Consider the following 19,926-nt stretch of genomic DNA (forward strand, 5'->3'; position numbering starts at 1 on the left):
CTCTCGACCTTGCCTGCGCCGATGATAATGCCGCAAGTGCGAGGCGAAAGTCTCTTGTCGCATCGCATGAGCTGGATCGTCCATCCGAACACATGGCATGTGCGTTTGTACGGGGCCGGTCCTCGGGTACGGTCAGACGGGAGGTGGTAGCCCGTGAGTCAGCCCCTCGCAGCTGCCCGTACGGCCGCCGGACCGGCGGCGGAGCTCGTGCTCGCCGGTGATCTGAGCCGGCCGGCCCGCCTGACGGTGCCCGATCTGCGGGCCTGGCCGCAGCACCGGACGGAGGCCGCCTTCGAGTGCGCCACCAGCGGCATCCAGCACCACACCTTCACCGGCCCACTCCTGTACGACGTCCTCACCGACGCCGGTCCGGTCTTCGACCCCGCCCGCCGCAAGGACCGCCTCCGCTTCCTGATCGCCGTGCGCGGTACGGACGGCCACCACGCGCTGCTGTCCTGGGCGGAGATCGACCCCGACTTCGGCCGGGCCCCCGTCCTGCTCGCCGTCACCCTCGACGCCACCCCGCTGGACCGCGCCGGTCCCCAACTGGTCCTGCCCCAGGACCGCTGCGGCGCCCGCTACATCAGCGGCATCGAGGCGATACGGGTGGACGGCGGATACACCGCGTGGAGCTGAATCAGACGCGGTCGATATGGACGTTCGTCGACTTCACTCGGGCGGTGGCCTCCATGCCTACCTCCAGGCCGAGTTCCTCCACCGCCTCCCGGGTGAGCAGGGAGACCAGCCGGTGCGGACCGGCCTGGATCTCCACCTGTGCCGCCACGTCACCGAGTTTGATCGCGGTGACGATACCGGGGAACGCGTTGCGGACCGAGGTGGTGGAGACCTCCTCCTCGCCGGTGCCCCCCTTGGCGAGTTCCACGGAGAACGCGGCCAGGTCCGCGCCGTCGATGAGCCGCTTTCCCCCCTCGTCGCGGTGGGTGGCGACCCGGCCGGCGTCCGCCCATCTGCGCGCGGTGTCCGGACTCACGCCGAGGAGACGGGCTGCCTGGCCGATTGTGTATGACTGCATGGGCGCCAAGATAGGTCAGCAAGAGCGGTGCGCCGTCGCAGGGCTCGGTGGTGAGCGGGAAACCTTCCGTCCGCCCTGGTGAGCATCAGGTCGCAAGCCATGGACGCGTCAGCCTGCGCCGTTCCCGCCGCAGTCGGTCCCCGGGCCGGGCGCACCCCCATGCCGTCCACCGGCGCACGATGCCCCCGGCCACTGCCGCACGTCGTCAGGCGGCCCGGAGTCCGGCCCTCGCGTACTCCCGGCACCCTCATGACTCGGCCGGCGATGCCGCTGCGGCCGCAGCGAGAGCCTCCGCCGTCGCCGCGTCGGCCGGCAGGAACGCCTCCAGTTTGAGCTCGGCAAGGGTCACGTCGACGGCGGTGGCGAAGGTGGTCACCGTCGTCATCAGGCGCAACTCGCCGTAGGAGGACCGCAGATGGAGCGGCACCGCGAAACCGAGTGGCCCCGCGGCCGGCTCCGGTTCGGGAACGTAACCGGTGAGCTCGGCGTGCAACTCCGCCAAGTGGCCGAGGCGCACCAGGATGTGGCGCGCCCACTCGGCGAGGTTGAGGATCCGGGGGGCCAGGCCGTCGGGATGCAGCGCCAGGCGGTACATGTTTCTGCCCGGGCCGACCAGTTCGGGGGCGGCGCCTTCGGTGATCAGATCGAAGGCGGAGTTCGCGGCGATCAGGCGTCCGCCGCGGTCCAGGACCAGCGCCGGGTACGGCAGATGCCCGCGGAGGATGTGGTCGATCGCCGTGCGCACGGGGGCCAGCGCCGGATCGTCCAGTGAGCTCTCCGGGTAGGCGGGCGCGTACCCGGCCGCCAGCAGCAGCTCGTTGCGCTCCCGCAGCGGCAGCTCCAGCGACTCGGCCAGGCGCACCACCATGTTTCGGCCCGGAACGGACCTGCCGGACTCGATGAAGCTGAGGTGGCGCTGGGTGGTGCCCGCGCGCAGGGCCAGGTCGAGCTGGCTGACACGACGGCGGGTACGGCGTTCACGAAGCGCACGAGGGAAGTCCACCAGCAAGTTGTAACGGTGCCGGAGGTGAACAGGCCATTCCTCGCAGGGAATTGTCGGCACTCGCACCGGCCGCGAATCTTGCCGGCATGGACATCGGTGTACTGCTTCCGACCGGAACCGCCCCATGGGGCGCCGACGACGACGCCCGTGAGCTGATCGCCTTCGGCCGGCATGCCGAACGCGCGGGCCTCTCCTCGCTGTTCGTCAACGATTCCCTCATCAGCCCACGCATCGAGGCGCTCACGATGCTGGCCGCACTCGCCGCGGCCACCGACACCGTCACCCTGGGCACCGCCGCCCTGATGCCGTTCCTGCGCCGGCCGGTCCAGGCCGCGCAGTCACTCGCGTCGATCGACCTGCTGTCCGGCGGCAGACTCACCGTGACCGTCGGCGCCGGTTTCCCGGGCAGATTCGGGCGGCCCCTCTACACGCTGTCCGAGCTGCCCTGGGAGAGGCGCTTCGCCCGCCTGGACGAGACAGTCGCGCTGTGGCGGGCCCTGTGGGACGGCGCCGACGCCTTCCACGGGGAGATCCTCCGATTCACCGACATCCCTCCCACCACCCGGCCGTTCCGAGCCGGCGGCCCCCCTCTGTGGCTCGGCGGCGCGACACCCGCCGCACTGGCCCGCGCCGGCCGGCTGTACGACGGATGGCTGCCCTACCCGCCCGACCCCGCCGACTACGCATCCGGCCTCCACGCCATCCACAAGGCGGCGGCCGACGCCGGACGGACGACCGAGGCCATCACCCCCGCACTGTTCGTCTCGGCACGCATCGACGACGACATCGACTCCGGCCGCCGGGCACTGGACGAGTACGCACTGGCCACCTACGGAATGCCACTGCGTGAACTGGAGAAGATCCAGGCCGTCGTCACCGGCTCCGCGGACCAGGTGCTGGAACACCTGGGAGCGTACGTCGCCGCCGGCGCCCGGCACATCGTCGTCCGCCTCGGCTGTCTGGGCCTGCACGCCCAGCGCGACCAACTCGAACGGCTCGCCGACCTCGTTCCCGCCGTCCGCACCTCCCACCAACCCGCGTCCTCCTAGGGGGACTTGGGTACTGTGACGTCACATGACCGACACCGGCACCGCCACCCCCACCGAGATCACCGCAGATCTGGTACGTGCCCTGCTGAAGGAGCAACATCCCGACCTCGCGGCGCTGCCCCTGCGTGAGGTGGCGGGCGGCTGGGGCAACCAGATGTGGCGCCTCGGCGACGAGTTGGCCGTACGCATGCAACGTATGGACCCCACCCCGGAGCACCAGCTCAAGGAACGCCGGTGGCTCCCCGTGCTGGCTCCGCGCCTGCCGCTCCCGGTGCCGACACCGGTGCGGTTCGGCGAACCGTCCGAACGCTTCCCCAAGCACTGGACCGTGATGACATGGGTTCCCGGCGAGCCACTGGACCACGGCTCGATCACCCGCGGCGCCCACGCGGCCGACACACTGGCGGACTTCCTCCGGGCGCTCCATGTGCCGGCACCCGCCGATGCACCGACCGCCAGAGACCGCGGCGCCCATCCCAAGCACTGCACGGACGGCTTCGAGCACTTCCTCCGGTCCGTCGCCGTCGACGACATCGCCGCCGAGGTCCGGGCCGTCTGGGACGACGCGGTCGCGGCCCCCGAGTGGGAAGGCCCGCCGGTATGGGTGCACGGCGACCTCCACCCCGCGAACGTGGTCGTCTCCGACGGAACGCTCTCCGGCATCGTCGACTTCGGCGACATGTTCGCCGGCGACCCGGCGTGGGACCTGGCCGCGGCGTGGGTACTGCTCCCCGCGGGCACGGCCGCACGGTTCTTCGACACGTATGCGCATGCGGACGACGCGACGATCCGGCGGGCCCGCGGCCTGGCCGCGACGAAGTGCCTCTTCCTGATCCTCATGGGGCACAACGGCGACCGGGGCCTTCCCGGCGGCAAGCCGCACTGGGGACCTGTGGGCCGGGCGGCGCTGGAACGTGTTCTGCGGGGCCTGTGACGAGCGCCCTTCGAACTCGTCATCTGGCCCCCTTTCACCGTGGCCGTCCTGCTCCTGGGCGTCGTCGGTACCCTGCGGGACCAACGTGTGTGGCGCGCCCTGTACACAGCCGGCGTGCGCGCCATGGGCAAGGTCCCTTCCGCCTGGTGGCCGACCCCGCCGTGGGCGGAGAAGCGAGCCCAGACCTGCGGGGCGTCACCGACGCCCGACGGCCACGCGCAGTCCGCGGAGCACATAGCCGCCTATCTCGTCCTGGAACGTGACGCGGGGCGGCGTGAGCATGCGGATGCCGTCGAGGGAGAAGAGGTGACCCAGGAAGACGTTGGCCTCCATCAGCGCGATGTCGCCACCGGGGCAGCGGTGCGGTCCGTCGCCGAAGGACAGGGCGGCCGCGTAACGGCCGGTTGTCGCCGGCCTGCCGGGGCAGGCGGTCGTGGGCTCGTCGCCCATGGCGTCCGGGTCGGTGTTCGCCTCGTCCACGAAGATCTCGACGAGCGCGTCGCCGGGCACGGTGACCGGCCCGTCCGCCCCCGGTACCTCCACCGCGCCGGTGGTCCGCCGCTTGAGGCGGGCGACCGCGGGCTCCAGGCGCAGGAGTTCGTGCACCACCGCCAGACGTTCGCTCTCACTCCCCGCCAGATAGCGCTCGCGCAGCGCCTCGTCGGTGAACAGATGCCAGGCGGCGACGCTGATGAACTCACGCGTGGTGACCATGCCCGCGGCGGCGTAGGTGAGGCATTCACCGAGGATCTCGGCACGGGAACACCCCTCGGCGATCAGATGGGAGATCAGGTTGTCCGCGGGCTGTTCCCGGTGGGCCCGGACGGCCGGGCGGACGTCGGCGAGATAGATCCGCAGCCACTGGCTGTTCTGCCGCAGCAGCCAGTAGACCCCGTGCCAACTGGTCAGCCCGGGTCTGCCGAACTTCTCGGGGAAGAAGCGCTCCAGGCGGCGCTGGATCCCGGGTCTGCTGTGCGTCAGACCGATCACCTCGCACGCCACGTCGATCGAGACGCCGAAGGTGAGATCCTCCAGCCGTGCCTCGCCCTCACTCCGCAGGGTGTCCAGGTGCCGGCGTACGACGCGGTCCGCCAGGTCCCGGTAGTGCTCGTCCACGCGGCGCGGCGTGAAGTAGCGGGCGGTCTGCCGGCGGTGCTCACGGTGCTGGGGCCCGTCGCGGTACAGCACCGGCCGCCGGATCCGGGCCGGCAGCTTCTCCACGGTCTCGATCCCCAGGCCCGCCTGCACGGTCTCGGTGCTGCGCAGAACGGCGCGTGCCGCCTCGTAGCCCCGTATCCGCCAAGTGCCGTCCTCCCCGCGGTCGATCGGGCAGACGGGTGTGGCGTGAGCCCTGCGAATCTTGCGTACGTCCTCGGCCCGATCCATCAGGACCTAGCCAGCGGACGCCCCGCTTTAGCGGGGTGGGGAATGGCTTGTGAACTCTGCTCTGACCTCAACTGGGTGCATGGATCTGCACTGTTCACCTGAGCCCACCTTTCTGCTGCACCAGACCTGCGGCGCTTGTCTGGTGATCGTGTGGCCGTGACCGGGAAGGTTCGCCGATTCTCCGGCGGGGTGTACGGTCTCGGGCTGTACGTGGTGTGGTGCCCGAGGTACCGCTGTCCGGCTCCTCGGCGGCCGGGTCGCGGAACGGCTGGACGAACTGATCCGGCACAAGGCAGACGAACGCGGGTGGGAGATCATCGCTCTTGAGGCGATGCCCGACCACGTGCACCTGTTCGTCAAGCACGATGCGAAGTCGTCGGCCTCGTACGTGGCAGATCAGCTCAAAGGGCTTCACCTCCCGCGGTGCTGCGCGAGGAGTTCGGGCACTTGAAGTCACGGATGCCGACGCATGGGTCGTCGTCGTACTTCGTTGCCTCGGCCGACGACGTGTCGGCAGTCACGGTCGAGAAGTACATCAACACCCACGGGGAGCGCCCGTGGAGGAAGGGGGACGGCTGGTGATCCGCGCGTACAAGTTCCTCCTGCGCCCCACGGCCCGTCAGAGGGCAGCGCTCGGCGAGATGTTGCGGAATCACTGCTCCTTGTACAACGGTGCGCTGCAAGAGCGCCGTGACGCCTACCGGCACACTTCGAAGACCAGTGTCCGCTACGGCGGCCAGTCTGCCCAGCTCAAGGAGATTCGGGCGTTCGATCCCGAGGGGCAGGGCCGCTGGTCGTTCTCCTCCCAGCAAGCCACCCTGCGCCGCCTGGACAAGGCGTTCCAGGCGTTCTTCCGCCGGGTCAGGGCCGGCCGGGCGCCGGGCTACCCGCGTTTCAAGGGCGTCGGGCACTTCGACACCGTTATTTTCCCCAAGGACGGCGACGGCTGCCGCTGGGACTCCACGCCCCACGACCCCGTCACCCGTGTCCGCATCCAGGGTGTCGGGCATATCCGTGTGCACCGGCACCGGCCGGTGCGCGGCCGGGTCAAGACGGTCTCGGTGAAGCGGGAGGGAACCCGCTGGTATGTCGTCCTCTCGTGCGACAACGTGCCCGCCGAGGAACTGCCGCCCACCGGGACGATCGTCGGCATCGACCTTGGCGTCACCCACTTCCTGACCACCTCGGACGGCGAACACGTCGCCAACCCGCGATTCCTCACCGCGATGGCCGACGAGCTGGCCGAAGCGCAACGGCACCTCGCGACGTTCCCCAAGCGGACCCGGCAGCGCACCAAACGCCACCGCGCGGCGGCCCGGAAGGTCGCCAAGCTGCACGCCAGGATCAGGCGGCAGCGCGCCGACTTCCACCACAAGACCGCCCGCGCCCTGATCACCGGCCACAACGTGATCGCCCACGAGCGGCTCAACACGGCGGGCATGACCAAGAGCCCCGCACCCAACACCGACCCCGAACAGCCCGGCAGCTTCCGGCCCAACGGCGCTGCCGCGAAAGCCGGCCTCAACCGCAGCATCCTCGACGCGGGTTGGGCGCAGTTCCTCCAGATCCTGGCGAACAAGGCTGAAAGTGCCGGTCGCCTCGTGGTCCCGGTGGACGCGCGCAACACCTCCCGCACATGCCCCGAATGCGGGCATGTCGCGAAGGAGAACCGCGTCACCCAAGCGAGATTCGAATGCGTCAGATGCGGGTTCGCGGCGAACGCGGACCACGTCGGCGCGACGAACGTCCTCAACAGGGCCGGGCTGGTCCTCTGCGCGGCGGCTTAGCCACCAACGCAGGAAGCCCGCGCGTTCACGCGTGGGTGGAGTCACCGACTGCTGCCTCCGTCGTCAGGTGGTCGCCCCAATGGGAGGACCCACGGCCCGGCACATGCGGCCAGAATCCAGGAGGGCAGGGCCTTGCCGCCAGTAGTACTTCCAGTACTTCGTCGGCCGGCGCCCTCGCCTAGAGCTTGTCCTGGCGATCATGAGCGGAGCCAGAGGCAAGGCTCACCCGATTTGCTCGGCGATTTCCAGGAGGTTGGGGTGCAACCGCCTTGTAGAGAGCTCAACGCCCAACAACCGGCCGTTCGCGTCGAAGTCGAGCACCGCAGCCATGTCATCGCCAGCGATCGCTTGCCGTACTGCTTCACCAGGAGCAACGGCATCGACCAAGTAGATGTAGGCCATGCCTGCCTTGGCGTCGTACGTAACCCGCATCCTCTTCATCCCCGTCTCTCGATCGCACCAGATGCCCAGCTAGGCTATCGGCCACAAGATCGCGGGGACAGGCCCCAGGTTCCGCCCCGTCGATCATGTGACTATCGCCCGATCTGGTCGTTGAATCGGGGATGGGGCGGGGAGATCTCACGGATGCCGAGTGGGAGCGGCTGCGGCCGGTCCTGCCGGTCAGCAACAGGCGTTGTGGCCGGTGGCGGGACCACCGGCAGGTGATCGACGGGATTCTGCACCGGGTGCGGACCGGGGTGCACTGGCGTGACCTGCCCGAACGGTTCGGACCGTGGAAGACCGTCTACGAGCGCCACCGCCTCTGGTCGGCCGACGGTACCTGGGAGCGCCTGCTCCAGCGGGTCCAGGCCCAGGCGGACGCGGCCGGCGACATCGACTGGGACGTCTCGGTGGACTCCACCATCGTCCGGGCCCACCAGCACGCGGCTGGCGCCCGCACCGATCCACCGCCGGCCCTCGCGTCAAAGGGGGCCGGGTCAGGAGAACACCAGGACGAAACGCCGTCGCAGAGTCTCCTCGCCCGCCTGGCGGAGGTGGTGCAGGAGGCGAGGGGCTCGGCCGCTCGCGCGGCGGGTTCACCGCCAAGATCCACCTGAGTGCGGACGGCCGCTGCCGCCCGCTGTCCCTGCTCGTCACCGCGGGGCAGCGGGCCGACTGCACGCAGTTCGAGTCCGTGCTGGAGAAGATCCGCGTCCCACGGACCGGTTTGGGCAGGCCCCGCAAGACGCCCGAGAGCCTGGCTGGCGACAAGGCGTACAGCAACGGGCCGTGCCGTGCCTACCTGCGCAGACGCGGCATCCGGCACACGATCCGGGAGAAGGCCGACAGCCGGGCCGCCCGCCTGCGCAAAGGCTCACGCGGCGGACGGCCATCGAGCTTCGACGAGGAGCGGTACAAGAAGCGCAACACCGTCGAACGGGCCATCAACAAGCTCAAGCACGCCCGAGCCGTCGCCACCCGATACGACAAGCGCGGACACGTCTACCTCGGTACTGTCACCGCAGCCGCCCTCGTCATCTGGCTCCGCACATGATCGACCGGACGGAACCTAGTGAGGAGCGGTGGGCTGCTGTGGCGAGCGCAGTACGAGCAGGGTGATCTCGCTGGGGGCGAAGACGCGGAAGGGCGGGCCCCAGAAGCCGGTGCCGCGGCTGGTGTAGAGGAGGGTGCGGGCGCCGTGGCGGGTGAGGCCGGCGAGGGCGGGCTGGTCGATCCGGACCAGGTGGTGGAAGGGCCAGATCTGGCCGCCGTGCGTGTGGCCGGAGAGCTGGAGGTCGATGCCCGCGGCGGCGGCCCGGTCGATGAACTTGGGCTGATGGGCAAGGAGCAGAACGGGAAGATCGGGGTCGGCGCCGTCCAGGGCACCGGCCAGGTGGGCGCGGTGGCCGACGAGGCCGGAGGATTCGGCGGTGACGTCGTCCACGCCCGCGACCACGAGGGTGTCGCCGCCGCGTTCGAGCAGCAGATGGCGGTTGCGCAGCGGCTCCCAGCCCAGCTCGTCCATCAGGTCGACCCAGCCCTGGGCCTCGCTGTAGTACTCGTGGTTGCCGGTGACGTAGACCCGGGCCCGGGCGGCCTTCACGGTGCCGAGCGGGGCCGCCTGCGCGCGGCGGCGTTCCGCCGTGCCGTCCGCGATGTCGCCGGTGTGGCAGACCAGGTCCGCCTCCAGGGTGTTGACCACCTCGCAGACCCGCGCCGACCAGCGGGCGCGGTCGAGGGGACCGTAATGCGTGTCGGTGATGAGAGCGACACGGGTGCCGTCGAGCCCCGCCCCCAACCGCGGGAGCGTCACGTCCAGTTGACGTACCCGGGGCACGCGGCGAGCCTCGTAGTACCCCCAGCCGAGCAGCACGGCGGTCACGCCGAGGACGGTCCAGGCCACGACGCGGGCTCGATCCTGTCCGTCGCCGACACCGGCCACCGCCAGGGCCGACCGCAGCAGGACGCCGAGCAGCACGGACCAGGTGAACAGGACCCAGCTGCCGCCCAGCAGGGAGTCACCCACGATCGCCGCCCGGTCCTGCTGGCGTCGGCCGTGACCGCGCACCATCGAGAGCGGCATGGCGACCAGCCCGACGCCGAACCCAGCGGTGCCGGCGACTGTGACGGGCAGCGGCCAGTCCTGACCGCCGTACAGCAGCACCCAGCAGGGCACGGCCCACAGCAGGACGGGGGCGATCAGGGGCAGGTAGCGCATCAGGCGGAGCAGCGGGCTCGGTCGAGCCGCTCGCGCGGAACCGTCTGCGGGTCGGGTGTCGCTGGTGTCGGTCACGCTGCTCCTCCTGCTGTCCTGTCCGCCACATGATGCCCCTTGCCGTGTCGGAGGCGGACGGCGGAGTGGGTCAGCGCCTCACCCGGCGGCGCGACGCGCTGATGAGTTCACCTACGGTCGCGAGTTTGGTACGCGGCCTGCCGTCACCGAGGGCGCGCTCCGCCCGATCGATGGCCGCCATACCGCGAGCGTCCACGATTTGCGGGGCCCGACGCCGGGCCAGCCGCGCGAACGCCTTGGCCGAAGGCGTCGGCCGGGGCAGCGCGCCCTCGACCGCGTCGGCGATCAGTGTGCCCACCGTCTCGGCGGCGCAGGTGCGGTTCGCGCCGATACCGCCCGACGAACCACGCTTGATCCACCCCACGACGTAGGTGCCGGGCAGGCCGGTCACCCGGCCCCCCTCGTGCGGGACGGTCCCGGTCGCCTCGTCGAACGGCAGCCCCGGCACCGGCGTTCCCCGGTAGCCGATGGCCCGCAGGACCGTCGAGGCGGGGAGCAGGATCTCGCCGCCGGCACCGCTGACCCGGACAGCGCTCACGGCCGAGCCGGGGCCCTCGCCCTCGGCCCCGACGATCTCCCGCGGTTCGGAGTGGAAGCGCAGCACAATGCGCCTGCCCTCGCCGGGCGTTCGGGACCAGTCGATCTTCTCGCGCGGCACCTCCCGCAGCAGGGCCGCGAGTTCGCCCGGCGCGGCCGAGTCGATCGCCGCACCCACGCGAGGATCGTGGTCGTCCACGACCAGCCGCACGCCCGGGAGCTGGGCGAGCGCGAGGAGTTCGGGCCGGGTACAGGCCGCGTCCTCGGGCCCACGGCGGCCCAGGAGCACGACCTCGCGGACGGCGGAGTCGCGCAGGGCACGCAGGGCGTGGTCGGCGATGTCGGTGGCGGCCAGCCGCTCGTGGTCGCCGGTCAGGATGCGAGCCACGTCGAGGGCGACGTTGCCGTTGCCGACCACGACGACACGCTCGGCGGACAGGTCGATCGCGTCGGGCGCCACATCGGGGTGGGCGTTGTACCAGGCGACGAACGTCGTCGCGGACACACTGCCGACGCGGTCCTCGCCGGGGATGCCGAGGCGCCGGTCGGTGGCGGCGCCGACCGCGTACACCACGGCGTCGTGGTGGGCCGACAGCTCCTCGGCGGTCACCTGCTCCCCGACCCGCAGACCCAGCAGCATCCGCACCCGGGGGTGGTCGTGGAAGCGGGCGAAGGTGTCGCCGATCTTCCTGGTCGTCGGATGGTCGGGAGCGACGCCGTACCGCACCAGTCCGCCGGCCACCGGCAGCCGGTCGATCAGCGTGACCTCCGCGTTGGTGTGCAGCAGCAGATCCTGGGCGGTGTACATACCGGCCGGTCCCGTGCCGACGATCGCCACCCGCAGCGGTCGGAAGTCGGCGGGCAGGGCACGCTCGAACGAAGGCCGGTCCCACACATGGAAGTTGGGGCTGCCCGCGGCCGGTGCGGGGGCCGGGGTGCCGTCGAAGTACGCGGCGTTGATCTCGGCGTACGCCTTCTGCGGACCGGTCAGCCGGTCCACGGGGAAGATCGCGTCCACCGGACAGGCGTCCGCGCAGGCGCCGCAGTCGATACAGGCCCTGGGGTCCACATGGAGCATCTCGGTGCTGCCGAACTCCCGCTCCTGCGGGGTGGGGTGGATGCAGTTGACCGGGCAGACGGCGACGCAGGTCGCGTCGGCGCAGCAGGTCTGGGTGATCGCGTAGGTCATGGTGTCCGCTCTGCTCGGCAACGCTGCCGGGGGTCGGTCAGATCAGGTGAGCACGCTTGTAGAAGGCCAGGGCGGGCCTGGTCAGCAGGCCGGCCGAGGCGAGGAACTCCATCAGCCCGGCGCAGCTGGAACGCAGCATCGCCTTGTGGTGCTCGTTGCCACGGGCCTCGGCGATGGCTCGCTTCGCGTCCAGTCCCGCGTTGGCGTACACGGCCTTGTTCACCATGCTCGTGACGATGACGTACGCCGCCACGGCGATCACGAACGCGTGGATCCGCCGACGCACGCGGCCCGCCTTCGCCAGATGACGGCGGGTCTCCTCACGCGCGAACTTCATGTGGCGGGACTCCTCGACCACATGGATGTTGTTGATGGTGCGCACGAACGGCACGACCCGCTCGTCCCGCATCCAGTCGCGCTGCATGACGTCCAGGACCTCCTCGGCGACGAGGATCGCCGCGTAGGCGGCCTCGCCGAACGCCAGGGTCTTGAACGCCCTGCCCAGTTCGACCGCCACCCGGTGCGGCCGGTAGGCCGGGGCCCGGAGCTTCTTGGCACCACGGGCGAACATGATCGAGTGCCGGCACTCGTCCGCGATCTCGGTGAGGGCCCACTGGACCGTCTCGTCCGTCGGGTCCTTGGCGTAGACGTCCCGCAGGATGAGCTGCTGGAGGATCATCTCGAACCAGATGCCGGTGCTGGCGACCGAGGCGGCCTCCTGCCTGGTCAGCTCCTTGCGCTGTGCCTCGGTGAGCTCGGCCCAGTACGACGTCCCGTACAGGGTGCTCCACTCGGGGCTCGCGCCGTGGAAGTCCTCGTCCAGAGGCGTGTCCCAGTCCACCTCGCTCAAGGGGTCGTAGGACAACTGCTGGGCCGAGTCGAGCAGTCGGCCGGCGACTTCAGCGGCCTGGACATCCTGCTCGGCTCCCGACCGGACCGTGCTGCTTGCCATGCTCCCAACTCCTCGGTGTCGAGTGACGTAAGGGCTCCGTCGTACGGGCGCGGGTGTCGCCGGCCCTTGTTAGACGGAACGTATAACAAGCACTCGCGCTGAGCCTACCCCCGAGTAGGTAAGAACCGTCGGGAGGTTCCGTGAGAGGGATGTCGTCGGTGCCGGGTGCGACGCTGGTCCGCGTGGAAGGGGCGGATTGGACCCACGGGCCCGAGCGGGGGAGCGGGGAGTGGTGAGTAGGGCGTGCTCAGGCGCCCTTCGACTCCAGTTCGCGCTTGAGGTTGCGCAGCGTGGTCTCGATGTTGCGGGCCTGGAACGCGGCGAAGGTCCGGCCCGAAGTGGCCACCCGGTCGAAGGCGTTCGCCACGAACGTCGGCCAACGGCGCCGGTCGTCGGTCCAGATCTCCGTCACCCGGGTGCCCGCGTCGACCCGCTCGAAGCGGTACTCCCAGGTGGCGATCGGCCCGCGCAGCCACGGTGTGCGGACGCCGATCGCGTGGACGCGGAAGGCGAACCGGCGGGCGGGCTCGGCCGCGGTGACGGTGCAGCGTGTCACCCACCTGAACCGTCCTCGCTTGTTGCGTCCCGTGAAGACGCCGCCCACGGTCGCCGGGCCGCCCGCCGACGCCGCGGTCGTCCCCAGGTTCTCCGGGCTCCAACGGCCCATGTCCTCGGGGCGGCTCACCGCCTCGTAGGCGACCTCGGGCGTGACGTCGATGACGATGCTGCTGCTGACGGTGAACACTCGGGCCACTGTGCTGCCTCCCACCGGGGACCAGGAAATCTGTTCGGAGGAGCCTCCGAACCAGGAAGCTACCGTCCGGTAGGAAGCATGTCATGAGGACACTGGCCCACACCGGCGCGTCCGACCGCGGGGACGGTCAGCGGGCCATGCCCTTGACGACGGACAGGTCCTCTCCGGTCAACTCCGCGACACGGTGCGCCGGTACACCCGCCGCCAGGGCCCGGGTGAGCAGCGCGTCGCGGCCGTCGACCCGGGAGCGGTAGGCGAGGAGTTCGTCCTCCAGCCGAGCGAGGTTCTCGGGTGCGAGCTGGTGGCGGACCCGGATCAGCTCCTCCTCGCCGAGCGGTACGGGGATCCGCTCGGCGTCCTCGGGGATGGCCGCCGTCTCCTCCGGCGGCACGAGGCGCAGATCCGGCGACGTCGCGGAAACACCTTGAGCCTGTAGCCATGCCCGTACGGCCGGGGTCTCCATGCAGGCCGGTTCACCGGCGGCCGCGGGCGGTACGCCGAGGTCGGGGGCCGTGGCGGTGATCAGGACGAGGTAGGCGTCGTCGGTCATCCTGGGGTTCCTCACGCGTGAAGTTGTGATGTTGACGGCGGCACAGATACCCGCCGACGGGCGTCTTACGTCTGGTCCGGTGGGGATGCTCGATGCTCGACGCCACGCGGGCCTTGGCCCGACCGGGGCTGGCCGGATCGGGGTTGGCCGGACGGGGTACGCCTGACCGGGGTTGGCCGGGCCGGGATTGGCCGGGCCGGGGTTGGCCGGGCCGGGAGTGGCCTCCGGGGCTGGCCTCCTGGCCAGAGCCGGGTCGATCAGGGCCGGGCTGGTGCTGGCGCAGGCCCGATCGGCGTCGGCCTCTTGGCGCTGGCCCGTCCCTGGCCGGTCGGTGCCGATTCGTAGGGCGCCTGCCTGTCTCCGGCCCGGCCGGTGCCAGTTCGTAGGGAACTACGTGTCCCCGTCCCGTCCGGTGCCAGTTCGTAGGGAACTACGTGTCCCCGTCCCGTCCGGTGCCGGTCCTGGGGTGCCGTCCGTCTCCGCCTCGGCCCGCTAGGCGTGGTTCCGGCCCCCTCGGCACCGGTCCGCCGACGAGCGACCGGCCGCCCGCCGCCCTGCACCGCGCCTCCTCCACCCCGCCCCACACCCCACTCAGCCACCCCGTTAGCCCTCCCGACGCCGAGGCTCATGCTTGCGTGCCGTCTGGGTAGGCGCGGTCGACGACCTTCCGTAGCCGAGGAACGGAGAACACCGTGCCGACGACACCCTCACCCGCCGGCCCAGCCCCGCACGCCGACCCCCAGCTCGCCGCAGGCTGGACGCACTGGTTCGGCGACCACACCGCCGCGCTGATCGAGATACCCCTGCGCATCGGGCTGATCATCGTGGTGCTGGCCGTGGTCCGCTGGGTGGCCGGGCGGGCCATCACCCGGGTCGTGCGCCATGTGCTGGAGCCCTCGACGGGGGAGGGCGAGGCCAGGACGCCGAGGCGCCACGGGCGGGGGCTCGCCGTTCTGCAACGGGACCGCTCCCGGGCCCGGCAGCGCCGCGAGCAGCGGGCCCGCACCATCGGCACGGTCCTCGGCAGCAGCGTGACGATCATGCTGTCGCTGGTCGGCGTGGCGATGGTGCTCGACCAGGTCGGCATCGCGCTGGGGCCGCTGCTGGCCAGTGCGGGCGTGGTCGGTCTGGCGATCGGCTTCGGCGCTCAGAGCCTGGTCGCCGACTACCTCTCCGGGCTGCTGATCATGATCGAGGACCAGTACGGCGTCGGCGACTCCGTGGACCTCGGCGAAGCCGTGGGTGAGGTCGAGCACGTAGGTCTGCGGCTGACGCATGTGCGCGACCTCAACGGCGGTCTGTGGCACATCCGCAACGGGGAGATCCTGCGGGTCCGCAACGACAGTCAGGACTGGGCGCGAGCCGTCCTGGACATTCCCGTCTCCCACGCGGCCGACCTCGACACGGTGCAGCGGGTGCTGGAGGAGACCGGCCAGGAGCTGCGTCAGGACGCGGCGTTCACGGACCTGCTGCTGGAGGACCCGTCGGTGTGGGGGGTGCAGTCCCTGGACGCGGACGGCATCGTCGTACGGCTCGCCGTCAAGACGGTTCCCCAGCAGCAGTGGGGCGTCACGCGGGAGTTGCGCCGCCGGGTCAAGGGCGCGCTCGACGAGGCCGGTATCGACATCCCGTTCCCGCAGCACACCGTCTGGCTGCGCACGGACAAGCCGGCTCAGGTCCCGGTGAGTTGAACGACCCGGCCCGCTGGAACGGGTGCTCCGCGGCGGAGCCGGACGCTGGGGGCGGCCCCGATGCCAGATCGACGCCTACCCGTGCGAGGTCTGCGGGCACCTCGAACTCTTCGCCCCGTACGAGGTCCGACAGTCCCGCACCCTCCCGCGCACGACCCGGACTTCTTCGTCAGCGCGCGCTTCTGCGCAGGTGTTCCAGGTACCCCTCGGCGTCGGCGAAGTCCCGGTCCTGGGCGCCGTGTCGGTGCAGCTCCAGTCGGCCGTCGGGATGCATACGCACGGTGGTCGTGGCCATCCGCGGGCCGGAGGCGCTCCGCTCCGCCCCGGCCGCCGGTCCGCTCGGCGGCACGGCGAGGACGGGTACCGCGGCGGGGAACATCGCGAGGGCGTCGGCGGTGCCGGCGGCCGGTGCCCGCCCCGTGCGGTTGGCACTGCTGACGTAGAGGACGGGGTGTTCGTCGAGCAGGGGACGCAGGGGCCGCCAGCGGGCGCCGAACATCAGCATCCAGCCGTCCTTGACCGCCGGTTGCGTCCAACCGGGCAGTTCAGCGGGGTCACGCACCGGCACGAGCAGGGTGAGGAGCCGCTCGACCAGCAGCCGGCGCGCTGTCGCCGCCGGTCCCGGCTCCAGCCCCCAGATCCCGTCCAACTGTTGCACCGTGTCGGGATGATGGGCCCACAGGGCGACCGGCTGACCGGCGGGGCGGCCCTTGGCCTCGTTCACGGTCCGGGCCCGCAGGGCGGCGACCACGTGGGTGAGCGGGGCAGGGTTGGGGAACACCACGGCAGCCCCCGCGCGCAGGGCGCGCCCGGCCTCACCGAGGGACACCGGCCCCGCCGGGTCGCGGGTCGGCGGACGAGAGTTCATGTGCTGGTCCCGGAGGGGTGAGGGAGGTGGTGGCATCGCTCGACGTGCGGTGAAGATCGTATCCAGCCCCATCATGTGCTGGACGTGCATGCCCGACGACTGTGCCGCGGGCGGTGCAGTGCACTCCTGTCCGCCCCTTGAGTACCTCCACGCGCTCCCTCACACGTGTTTCGAACAGGCCCTTCGCCGTCGACCCCGTCGGCTAGAACAGGTGCCTTCGACACAGCGGTACGGCGCCGGAGTCGGTGCGCAGAGGGCGGTCATATGCACGGGGGATGGCACAGTGCCCGTCTGCGACGACGGTTGGGGTTCGCCGTCTGCGGGGTCTCCCTGGCGGGTCTGGCGGGCTCGCTGCGGATCTGGTGGGACGACACGGCGACCGCGGGCGTACTGGTGTCGGCGATCGGCGCCTTCGTGTCGGTGGCCGCACTCGTGACCGACCTCGTGCGCAGCGACGCCGGGACGGCGGGCCTGTCCGACGCCGAGATCCGGCGACGGGCCGCCGACTCGCTCGCCGATGCCGTACGGGAGCAGTGGGGGACCGAGGCGCGGTTGCGCCGGCTCCAGGATCCGGTGCCCCTCGACGTGGAGTGGGAGCCGGCGGAGCGGCGCCTGGCCGACCACGCGCGGAACATCCGGCGGCGCCCGCTCCTGCCCGCGCCGCGCGAGGGTGGGGACGAGGAGGTCATCGGGGCGCTCCCCGCCCTGCCCAGCCGGCGTCTGGTGGTGCTCGGCGGGCCCGGCACCGGCAAGAGCGTGCTGGCCATCCGTTTCGTCCTCGACCGGATCGCCGCTCGGCGCCCCGGTGATCCGGTGCCGGTGATCTTTCCCCTGGCCGGCTGGGACGTCCGGTGCACCGGACTGCGGGACTGGATGGCCACCCGGCTCGCCGCGGACTACCCGCCCCTGGGCGCCGCGGTCGACGACCGGCGTTCCCTCGCCCGTGTCCTGCTCGACACCGACCTTGTCCTTCCGGTCCTGGACGGCTTCGACGAACTGCCCCGGTCCGCCCAGGGGGAAGCCGTACGCCGTGTCAACGCGGAGCTGGCAGCCGACCTGCCGCTGCTGCTGACCAGCCGCCGTGAGGCGTGGGAGACGGCGGTCACCGAAGGCGATGTGCTCACCGCCGCCGAGGTCGTCGAGCTGCGACCGCTTCCCCTCGACCGGGCAGCCGCCCATCTGGAGCGGACCGCGCGGCCGCTGCGCCTGGACGACGAGGAACTCGGCACGGTGTGGACCCCGGTGCTGAACCGGCTCGTCCGGTCACCGGCGTCACCCGCCGCGCGAGCACTCACCACTCCTCTCATGGTGGCCCTCGCCCGCGCCGTCTACGGCGACACCTCCCGTGACCCGTCCGAACTGCTCGACCGGGACCGCTTCACCAGTGCGGCGAGCGTCGAGGAGCATCTGCTGACGGCGTTCGTGCCCGCCGCGTTCGCGGACGCGGGGCCCCGGGCGGCCGAGACCGCCGTGCGACGGCTGGCACTGCTGGCCCGTGCCGGCCGGCGACGGGGCGGCGGGCGGCTGGCCTGGTGGGAACTGGATTCGTTACTGCCCAGGACGCTGGCCCTGTACGCGCCCGGACTGCTGGCCATGGTGGCGCTCTCCGTCCTCGTCCTGCCCGTCGCTGTGGCCCGCACGGCCAGTGACCTGGCGGGCGCGGAGGATCTGGTGTCCGTGGTCGCGGCGCTGGCCGGACAGACCATCGGGTTCGCCTTCGGGGCGCACCTTCTCCTGCCGCCGGTGGCCGGTCGGCGGGACACACGCTTCCTCGTACGGCAGGGACTTGTCACCGTCGGTGTGAGCGTGCTCCTGTGGGCCGGCTTCGCCTGGGCCGACGACCTGCGGCTCGGGTTCCGCTTCGGCGGGGTGAGCGACGGGTGGCTGCCCGATCTGCTCGGCGGCTGTCTGTTCGCGATGCTGTTCACTCTCTTCTTCGGCATCGCGGGCCTGCCGCAGCGACCGACACCGCTCAGCCTGCCCTGGAGCGGCTCCGCCGGGCGGGCGTCGGCCCGGGTCTGCGGATCGGCACTGCTGCTCGGCGGGGCGGGGACGACGGGCCTGGCGCTGGCGGGCCGGACCGGCAGCGTGTGGACCGCACCGGTCGGCACCACCTGCGCGGCGGCGGGTGTGGCCCTGCTGGCGGGCGCCACCAGCAGGGCCGCGCGGGACAGTCCGCACCCGGTACGAGCCGGGCGGGTGGCGCGGCGCTTCGTGGTCGGCGTCACGCGGGGCACCGCCGCGGCGCTGGTGATCGGCGTGAGCGCCTGTGCGGCAGCGGGACTGAGCGCGGTGGCGGTGACCGCGGCGAAGTCGGCCTCCGCGGCCGATCTCGCCGGACGGCGGTTCGACGGTTGGCGGTTCGCGGATCGGCACGGGGTGAGAACGGCGGTCACGGTACGGCCGCTGCGGGGCACGCTGCTGATCCCCGGCGGCGGCGCCAGGCCGGTGGCCTACCCCGAGGGGGCGCGACCGTCGGACTGCACGCTGCCCCTGCTGGACAGCCGCAGGTGTGTCCCCTTCACTTCGCTGCGCACGGTGTTCGAGTCCCGGGGCGGTGCCGTGGCCGTCCGCCTCACCCTGGCGGGCAGCGGCTCGGTGTCCGGCCGTACACCCGGGCCGACCGTCACGACGAGCGGCACGAAGAGGCCTGTTGAGGTCACGACGGTGGCGTACGCCGCCAACCTGCGCTCGGCGCTGCCGCCGGCGGCACGCGGGTGGCTGGCTCAGGGCCCGGTGACCGGTCTCCTGGTGCGGACGCTGCCGCCGCTGCTCGCCGCGGGGGCACTCATCGGAGTGGTCGGAGGGTGTGTGTGCGGGGTGTACCGCGCACTGAGCGTGCCCTCGGACGTGATGCGCGCGGCCGGCCCCGCCTCCTCGCTGCGCACGGACCGGACCGCGTCGTTCACCCGGGGCGGCGCCGTGGCGTTGCTGGTCGGGCTGGTCTGTGTGCCGCTGGCGGCGCTGCCCGGCGATCGGGGCGGTCTGGTGCACGTCGGCACCCAGTTGTGGCTCCCGCTGGGCACCGCGGCGCTGTCCTTGAGTGCCTGGGGCCGGTTCACCGTGACCCGTGTCTGGCTCGCCATGACGGGCCGGTTGCCGTGGCGGTTGATGACCTTCCTCGAAGACGCCCACCGGCGCGGGGTGTTGCGACAGAACGGGGCGAGTTTCGAGTTCCGTCATGTGCGGCTGCACGCGCATCTCGTGGGCGACGACCCGGTCGAGGGCTCGCCGCTTCCCGCCCAGGCGGAGGTCGGGCGCCCTCGTTTGTCGGACGGCGGTACGGCAGCTGACGGGGCGAACCTGGGGATCGGCGGGGACGGGGCGGACAGGCTCTAGGCAGCGGGTAGTCCGAGTGTTCGAGTCGGTCCTTCCGGCAGGGCAACGATCCGGCCGGTTCGCTGGTCGTAGGAGACGACACAGACCCGTCTGCCGTACCCGCCGTCAACTTCCTTGGCC

At 71.5% G+C, this 19,926-nt stretch carries 19 protein-coding genes; 9 read left to right on the plus strand and 10 right to left on the minus strand.

Annotation, left to right across the window (positions count from 1 at the left end):
• Positions 1-153 precede the first annotated feature (153 nt).
• Entirely contained in the window at positions 154-636 is a 483-nt protein-coding gene (locus tag ACIHIX_RS39810) for a molybdopterin-dependent oxidoreductase (RefSeq protein WP_399965214.1), read from the plus strand.
• A gap of 1 nt (position 637) precedes the next feature.
• Here the strand turns inward: ACIHIX_RS39810 and ACIHIX_RS39815 are convergent, their stop codons facing one another.
• Both ACIHIX_RS39815 and ACIHIX_RS39820 read right to left on the minus strand, forming a co-directional pair.
• Entirely contained in the window at positions 638-1,033 is a 396-nt protein-coding gene (locus ACIHIX_RS39815) for a molybdopterin-binding protein (protein WP_399965216.1), read from the minus strand.
• A 247-nt stretch (positions 1,034-1,280) separates the two neighbouring features.
• Positions 1,281-2,036, minus strand: a complete 756-nt coding sequence (locus tag ACIHIX_RS39820; protein WP_399965218.1) for a helix-turn-helix domain-containing protein — start codon at positions 2,034-2,036, stop codon at positions 1,281-1,283.
• Between the two features lie 86 nt (positions 2,037-2,122).
• Between ACIHIX_RS39820 and ACIHIX_RS39825 the strand changes: the two genes are divergently transcribed.
• Both ACIHIX_RS39825 and ACIHIX_RS39830 read left to right on the plus strand, forming a co-directional pair.
• Positions 2,123-3,085 (plus strand): LLM class flavin-dependent oxidoreductase, encoded by a 963-nt coding sequence (locus tag ACIHIX_RS39825; RefSeq protein ID WP_399965220.1) that lies wholly within the window; start codon positions 2,123-2,125, stop codon positions 3,083-3,085.
• A gap of 25 nt (positions 3,086-3,110) precedes the next feature.
• Positions 3,111-4,019: an aminoglycoside phosphotransferase family protein gene (locus tag ACIHIX_RS39830; protein ID WP_399965222.1), complete on the plus strand. Its 909-nt coding sequence runs from the start codon at positions 3,111-3,113 to the stop codon at positions 4,017-4,019.
• 195 nt (positions 4,020-4,214) lie between these two features.
• Here the strand turns inward: ACIHIX_RS39830 and ACIHIX_RS39835 are convergent, their stop codons facing one another.
• Positions 4,215-5,405: a cytochrome P450 gene (locus ACIHIX_RS39835; protein WP_399965224.1), complete on the minus strand. Its 1,191-nt coding sequence runs from the start codon at positions 5,403-5,405 to the stop codon at positions 4,215-4,217.
• A gap of 280 nt (positions 5,406-5,685) precedes the next feature.
• Between ACIHIX_RS39835 and ACIHIX_RS39840 the strand changes: the two genes are divergently transcribed.
• The 3 genes from ACIHIX_RS39840 to ACIHIX_RS39850 are packed head-to-tail and all read left to right on the plus strand — an operon-like array spanning position 5,686 to position 7,192.
• Positions 5,686-5,856 (plus strand): transposase, encoded by a 171-nt coding sequence (locus ACIHIX_RS39840; RefSeq protein ID WP_399965415.1) that lies wholly within the window; start codon positions 5,686-5,688, stop codon positions 5,854-5,856.
• Positions 5,829-5,987, plus strand: a complete 159-nt coding sequence (locus ACIHIX_RS39845; RefSeq protein WP_399965226.1) for a hypothetical protein — start codon at positions 5,829-5,831, stop codon at positions 5,985-5,987. Before ACIHIX_RS39840 ends, ACIHIX_RS39845 begins: the two co-directional genes overlap by 28 nt.
• A complete protein-coding gene (locus tag ACIHIX_RS39850; RefSeq protein ID WP_399965417.1) occupies positions 5,984-7,192 on the plus strand; it encodes an RNA-guided endonuclease InsQ/TnpB family protein in 1,209 nt (402 codons plus the stop codon). Before ACIHIX_RS39845 ends, ACIHIX_RS39850 begins: the two co-directional genes overlap by 4 nt.
• A 222-nt stretch (positions 7,193-7,414) precedes the next feature.
• Here ACIHIX_RS39850 and ACIHIX_RS39855 read toward each other — a convergent pair whose 3' ends face one another.
• Positions 7,415-7,633, minus strand: coding sequence for a DUF2283 domain-containing protein (locus ACIHIX_RS39855; protein ID WP_399965228.1), 219 nt, complete (start codon positions 7,631-7,633; stop codon positions 7,415-7,417).
• 122 nt (positions 7,634-7,755) lie between these two features.
• Between ACIHIX_RS39855 and ACIHIX_RS39860 the strand changes: the two genes are divergently transcribed.
• A protein-coding gene (locus tag ACIHIX_RS39860) for an IS5 family transposase (RefSeq protein WP_399965230.1) occupies positions 7,756-8,687 on the plus strand; the annotation gives its coding sequence in 2 pieces (ribosomal slippage) (positions 7,756-8,148 and positions 8,151-8,687; 930 coding nt in all).
• A 15-nt stretch (positions 8,688-8,702) separates the two neighbouring features.
• Here the strand turns inward: ACIHIX_RS39860 and ACIHIX_RS39865 are convergent.
• From ACIHIX_RS39865 to ACIHIX_RS39885, 5 genes are all read right to left on the minus strand, one after another.
• Entirely contained in the window at positions 8,703-9,926 is a 1,224-nt protein-coding gene (locus ACIHIX_RS39865; RefSeq protein WP_399965232.1) for a metallophosphoesterase, read from the minus strand.
• A 70-nt stretch (positions 9,927-9,996) separates the two neighbouring features.
• Positions 9,997-11,652 carry an FAD-dependent oxidoreductase gene (locus ACIHIX_RS39870; RefSeq protein ID WP_399965234.1) on the minus strand — a complete coding sequence of 552 codons (1,656 nt, stop codon included), beginning with the start codon at positions 11,650-11,652 and terminating at the stop codon, positions 9,997-9,999.
• A 37-nt stretch (positions 11,653-11,689) separates the two neighbouring features.
• Positions 11,690-12,604 (minus strand): diiron oxygenase, encoded by a 915-nt coding sequence (locus ACIHIX_RS39875; RefSeq protein ID WP_399965236.1) that lies wholly within the window; start codon positions 12,602-12,604, stop codon positions 11,690-11,692.
• Positions 12,605-12,851: 247 nt separating this feature from the next.
• Positions 12,852-13,358, minus strand: coding sequence for an SRPBCC family protein (locus ACIHIX_RS39880; protein ID WP_399965238.1), 507 nt, complete (start codon positions 13,356-13,358; stop codon positions 12,852-12,854).
• Between the two features lie 127 nt (positions 13,359-13,485).
• On the minus strand, positions 13,486-13,908 hold the full coding sequence (locus ACIHIX_RS39885; RefSeq protein WP_399965240.1) for a DUF6003 family protein: 423 nt from the start codon (positions 13,906-13,908) through the stop codon (positions 13,486-13,488).
• 692 nt (positions 13,909-14,600) lie between these two features.
• Here ACIHIX_RS39885 and ACIHIX_RS39890 point away from each other — a divergent pair.
• Complete coding sequence (locus ACIHIX_RS39890; protein ID WP_399965242.1) at positions 14,601-15,599, plus strand: mechanosensitive ion channel family protein; 999 nt, start codon at positions 14,601-14,603, stop codon at positions 15,597-15,599.
• A 169-nt stretch (positions 15,600-15,768) separates the two neighbouring features.
• Here ACIHIX_RS39890 and ACIHIX_RS39895 read toward each other — a convergent pair whose 3' ends face one another.
• Positions 15,769-16,467, minus strand: coding sequence for a hypothetical protein (locus ACIHIX_RS39895; protein ID WP_399965244.1), 699 nt, complete (start codon positions 16,465-16,467; stop codon positions 15,769-15,771).
• A 264-nt stretch (positions 16,468-16,731) separates the two neighbouring features.
• Here ACIHIX_RS39895 and ACIHIX_RS39900 point away from each other — a divergent pair, with 264 nt between their 5' ends.
• Positions 16,732-19,806 (plus strand): NACHT domain-containing protein, encoded by a 3,075-nt coding sequence (locus ACIHIX_RS39900; RefSeq protein ID WP_399965246.1) that lies wholly within the window; start codon positions 16,732-16,734, stop codon positions 19,804-19,806.
• Positions 19,807-19,926 lie beyond the last annotated feature (120 nt).

The sequence above is a fragment of the Streptomyces sp. NPDC051913 genome (assembly GCF_044593635.1).
In the GTDB taxonomy this organism is placed as follows: domain Bacteria; phylum Actinomycetota; class Actinomycetes; order Streptomycetales; family Streptomycetaceae; genus Streptomyces.

Excerpts from the sequence above, each read along its gene's own strand:
- ACIHIX_RS39815 (WP_399965216.1), bottom strand. The coding sequence starts at position 1,033 with ATGCAGTCATACACAATCGGCCAGGCAGCCCGTCTCCTCGGCGTGAGT.
- ACIHIX_RS39825 (WP_399965220.1), top strand. The coding sequence starts at position 2,123 with ATGGACATCGGTGTACTGCTTCCGACCGGAACCGCCCCATGGGGCGCC.
- ACIHIX_RS39830 (WP_399965222.1), top strand. The coding sequence starts at position 3,111 with ATGACCGACACCGGCACCGCCACCCCCACCGAGATCACCGCAGATCTG.
- ACIHIX_RS39835 (WP_399965224.1), bottom strand. The coding sequence starts at position 5,405 with ATGGATCGGGCCGAGGACGTACGCAAGATTCGCAGGGCTCACGCCACA.
- ACIHIX_RS39855 (WP_399965228.1), bottom strand. The coding sequence starts at position 7,633 with ATGAAGAGGATGCGGGTTACGTACGACGCCAAGGCAGGCATGGCCTAC.
- ACIHIX_RS39870 (WP_399965234.1), bottom strand. The coding sequence starts at position 11,652 with ATGACCTACGCGATCACCCAGACCTGCTGCGCCGACGCGACCTGCGTC.
- ACIHIX_RS39875 (WP_399965236.1), bottom strand. The coding sequence starts at position 12,604 with ATGGCAAGCAGCACGGTCCGGTCGGGAGCCGAGCAGGATGTCCAGGCC.
- ACIHIX_RS39885 (WP_399965240.1), bottom strand. The coding sequence starts at position 13,908 with ATGACCGACGACGCCTACCTCGTCCTGATCACCGCCACGGCCCCCGAC.
- ACIHIX_RS39895 (WP_399965244.1), bottom strand. The coding sequence starts at position 16,467 with ATGAACTCTCGTCCGCCGACCCGCGACCCGGCGGGGCCGGTGTCCCTC.
- ACIHIX_RS39900 (WP_399965246.1), top strand. The coding sequence starts at position 16,732 with ATGCACGGGGGATGGCACAGTGCCCGTCTGCGACGACGGTTGGGGTTC.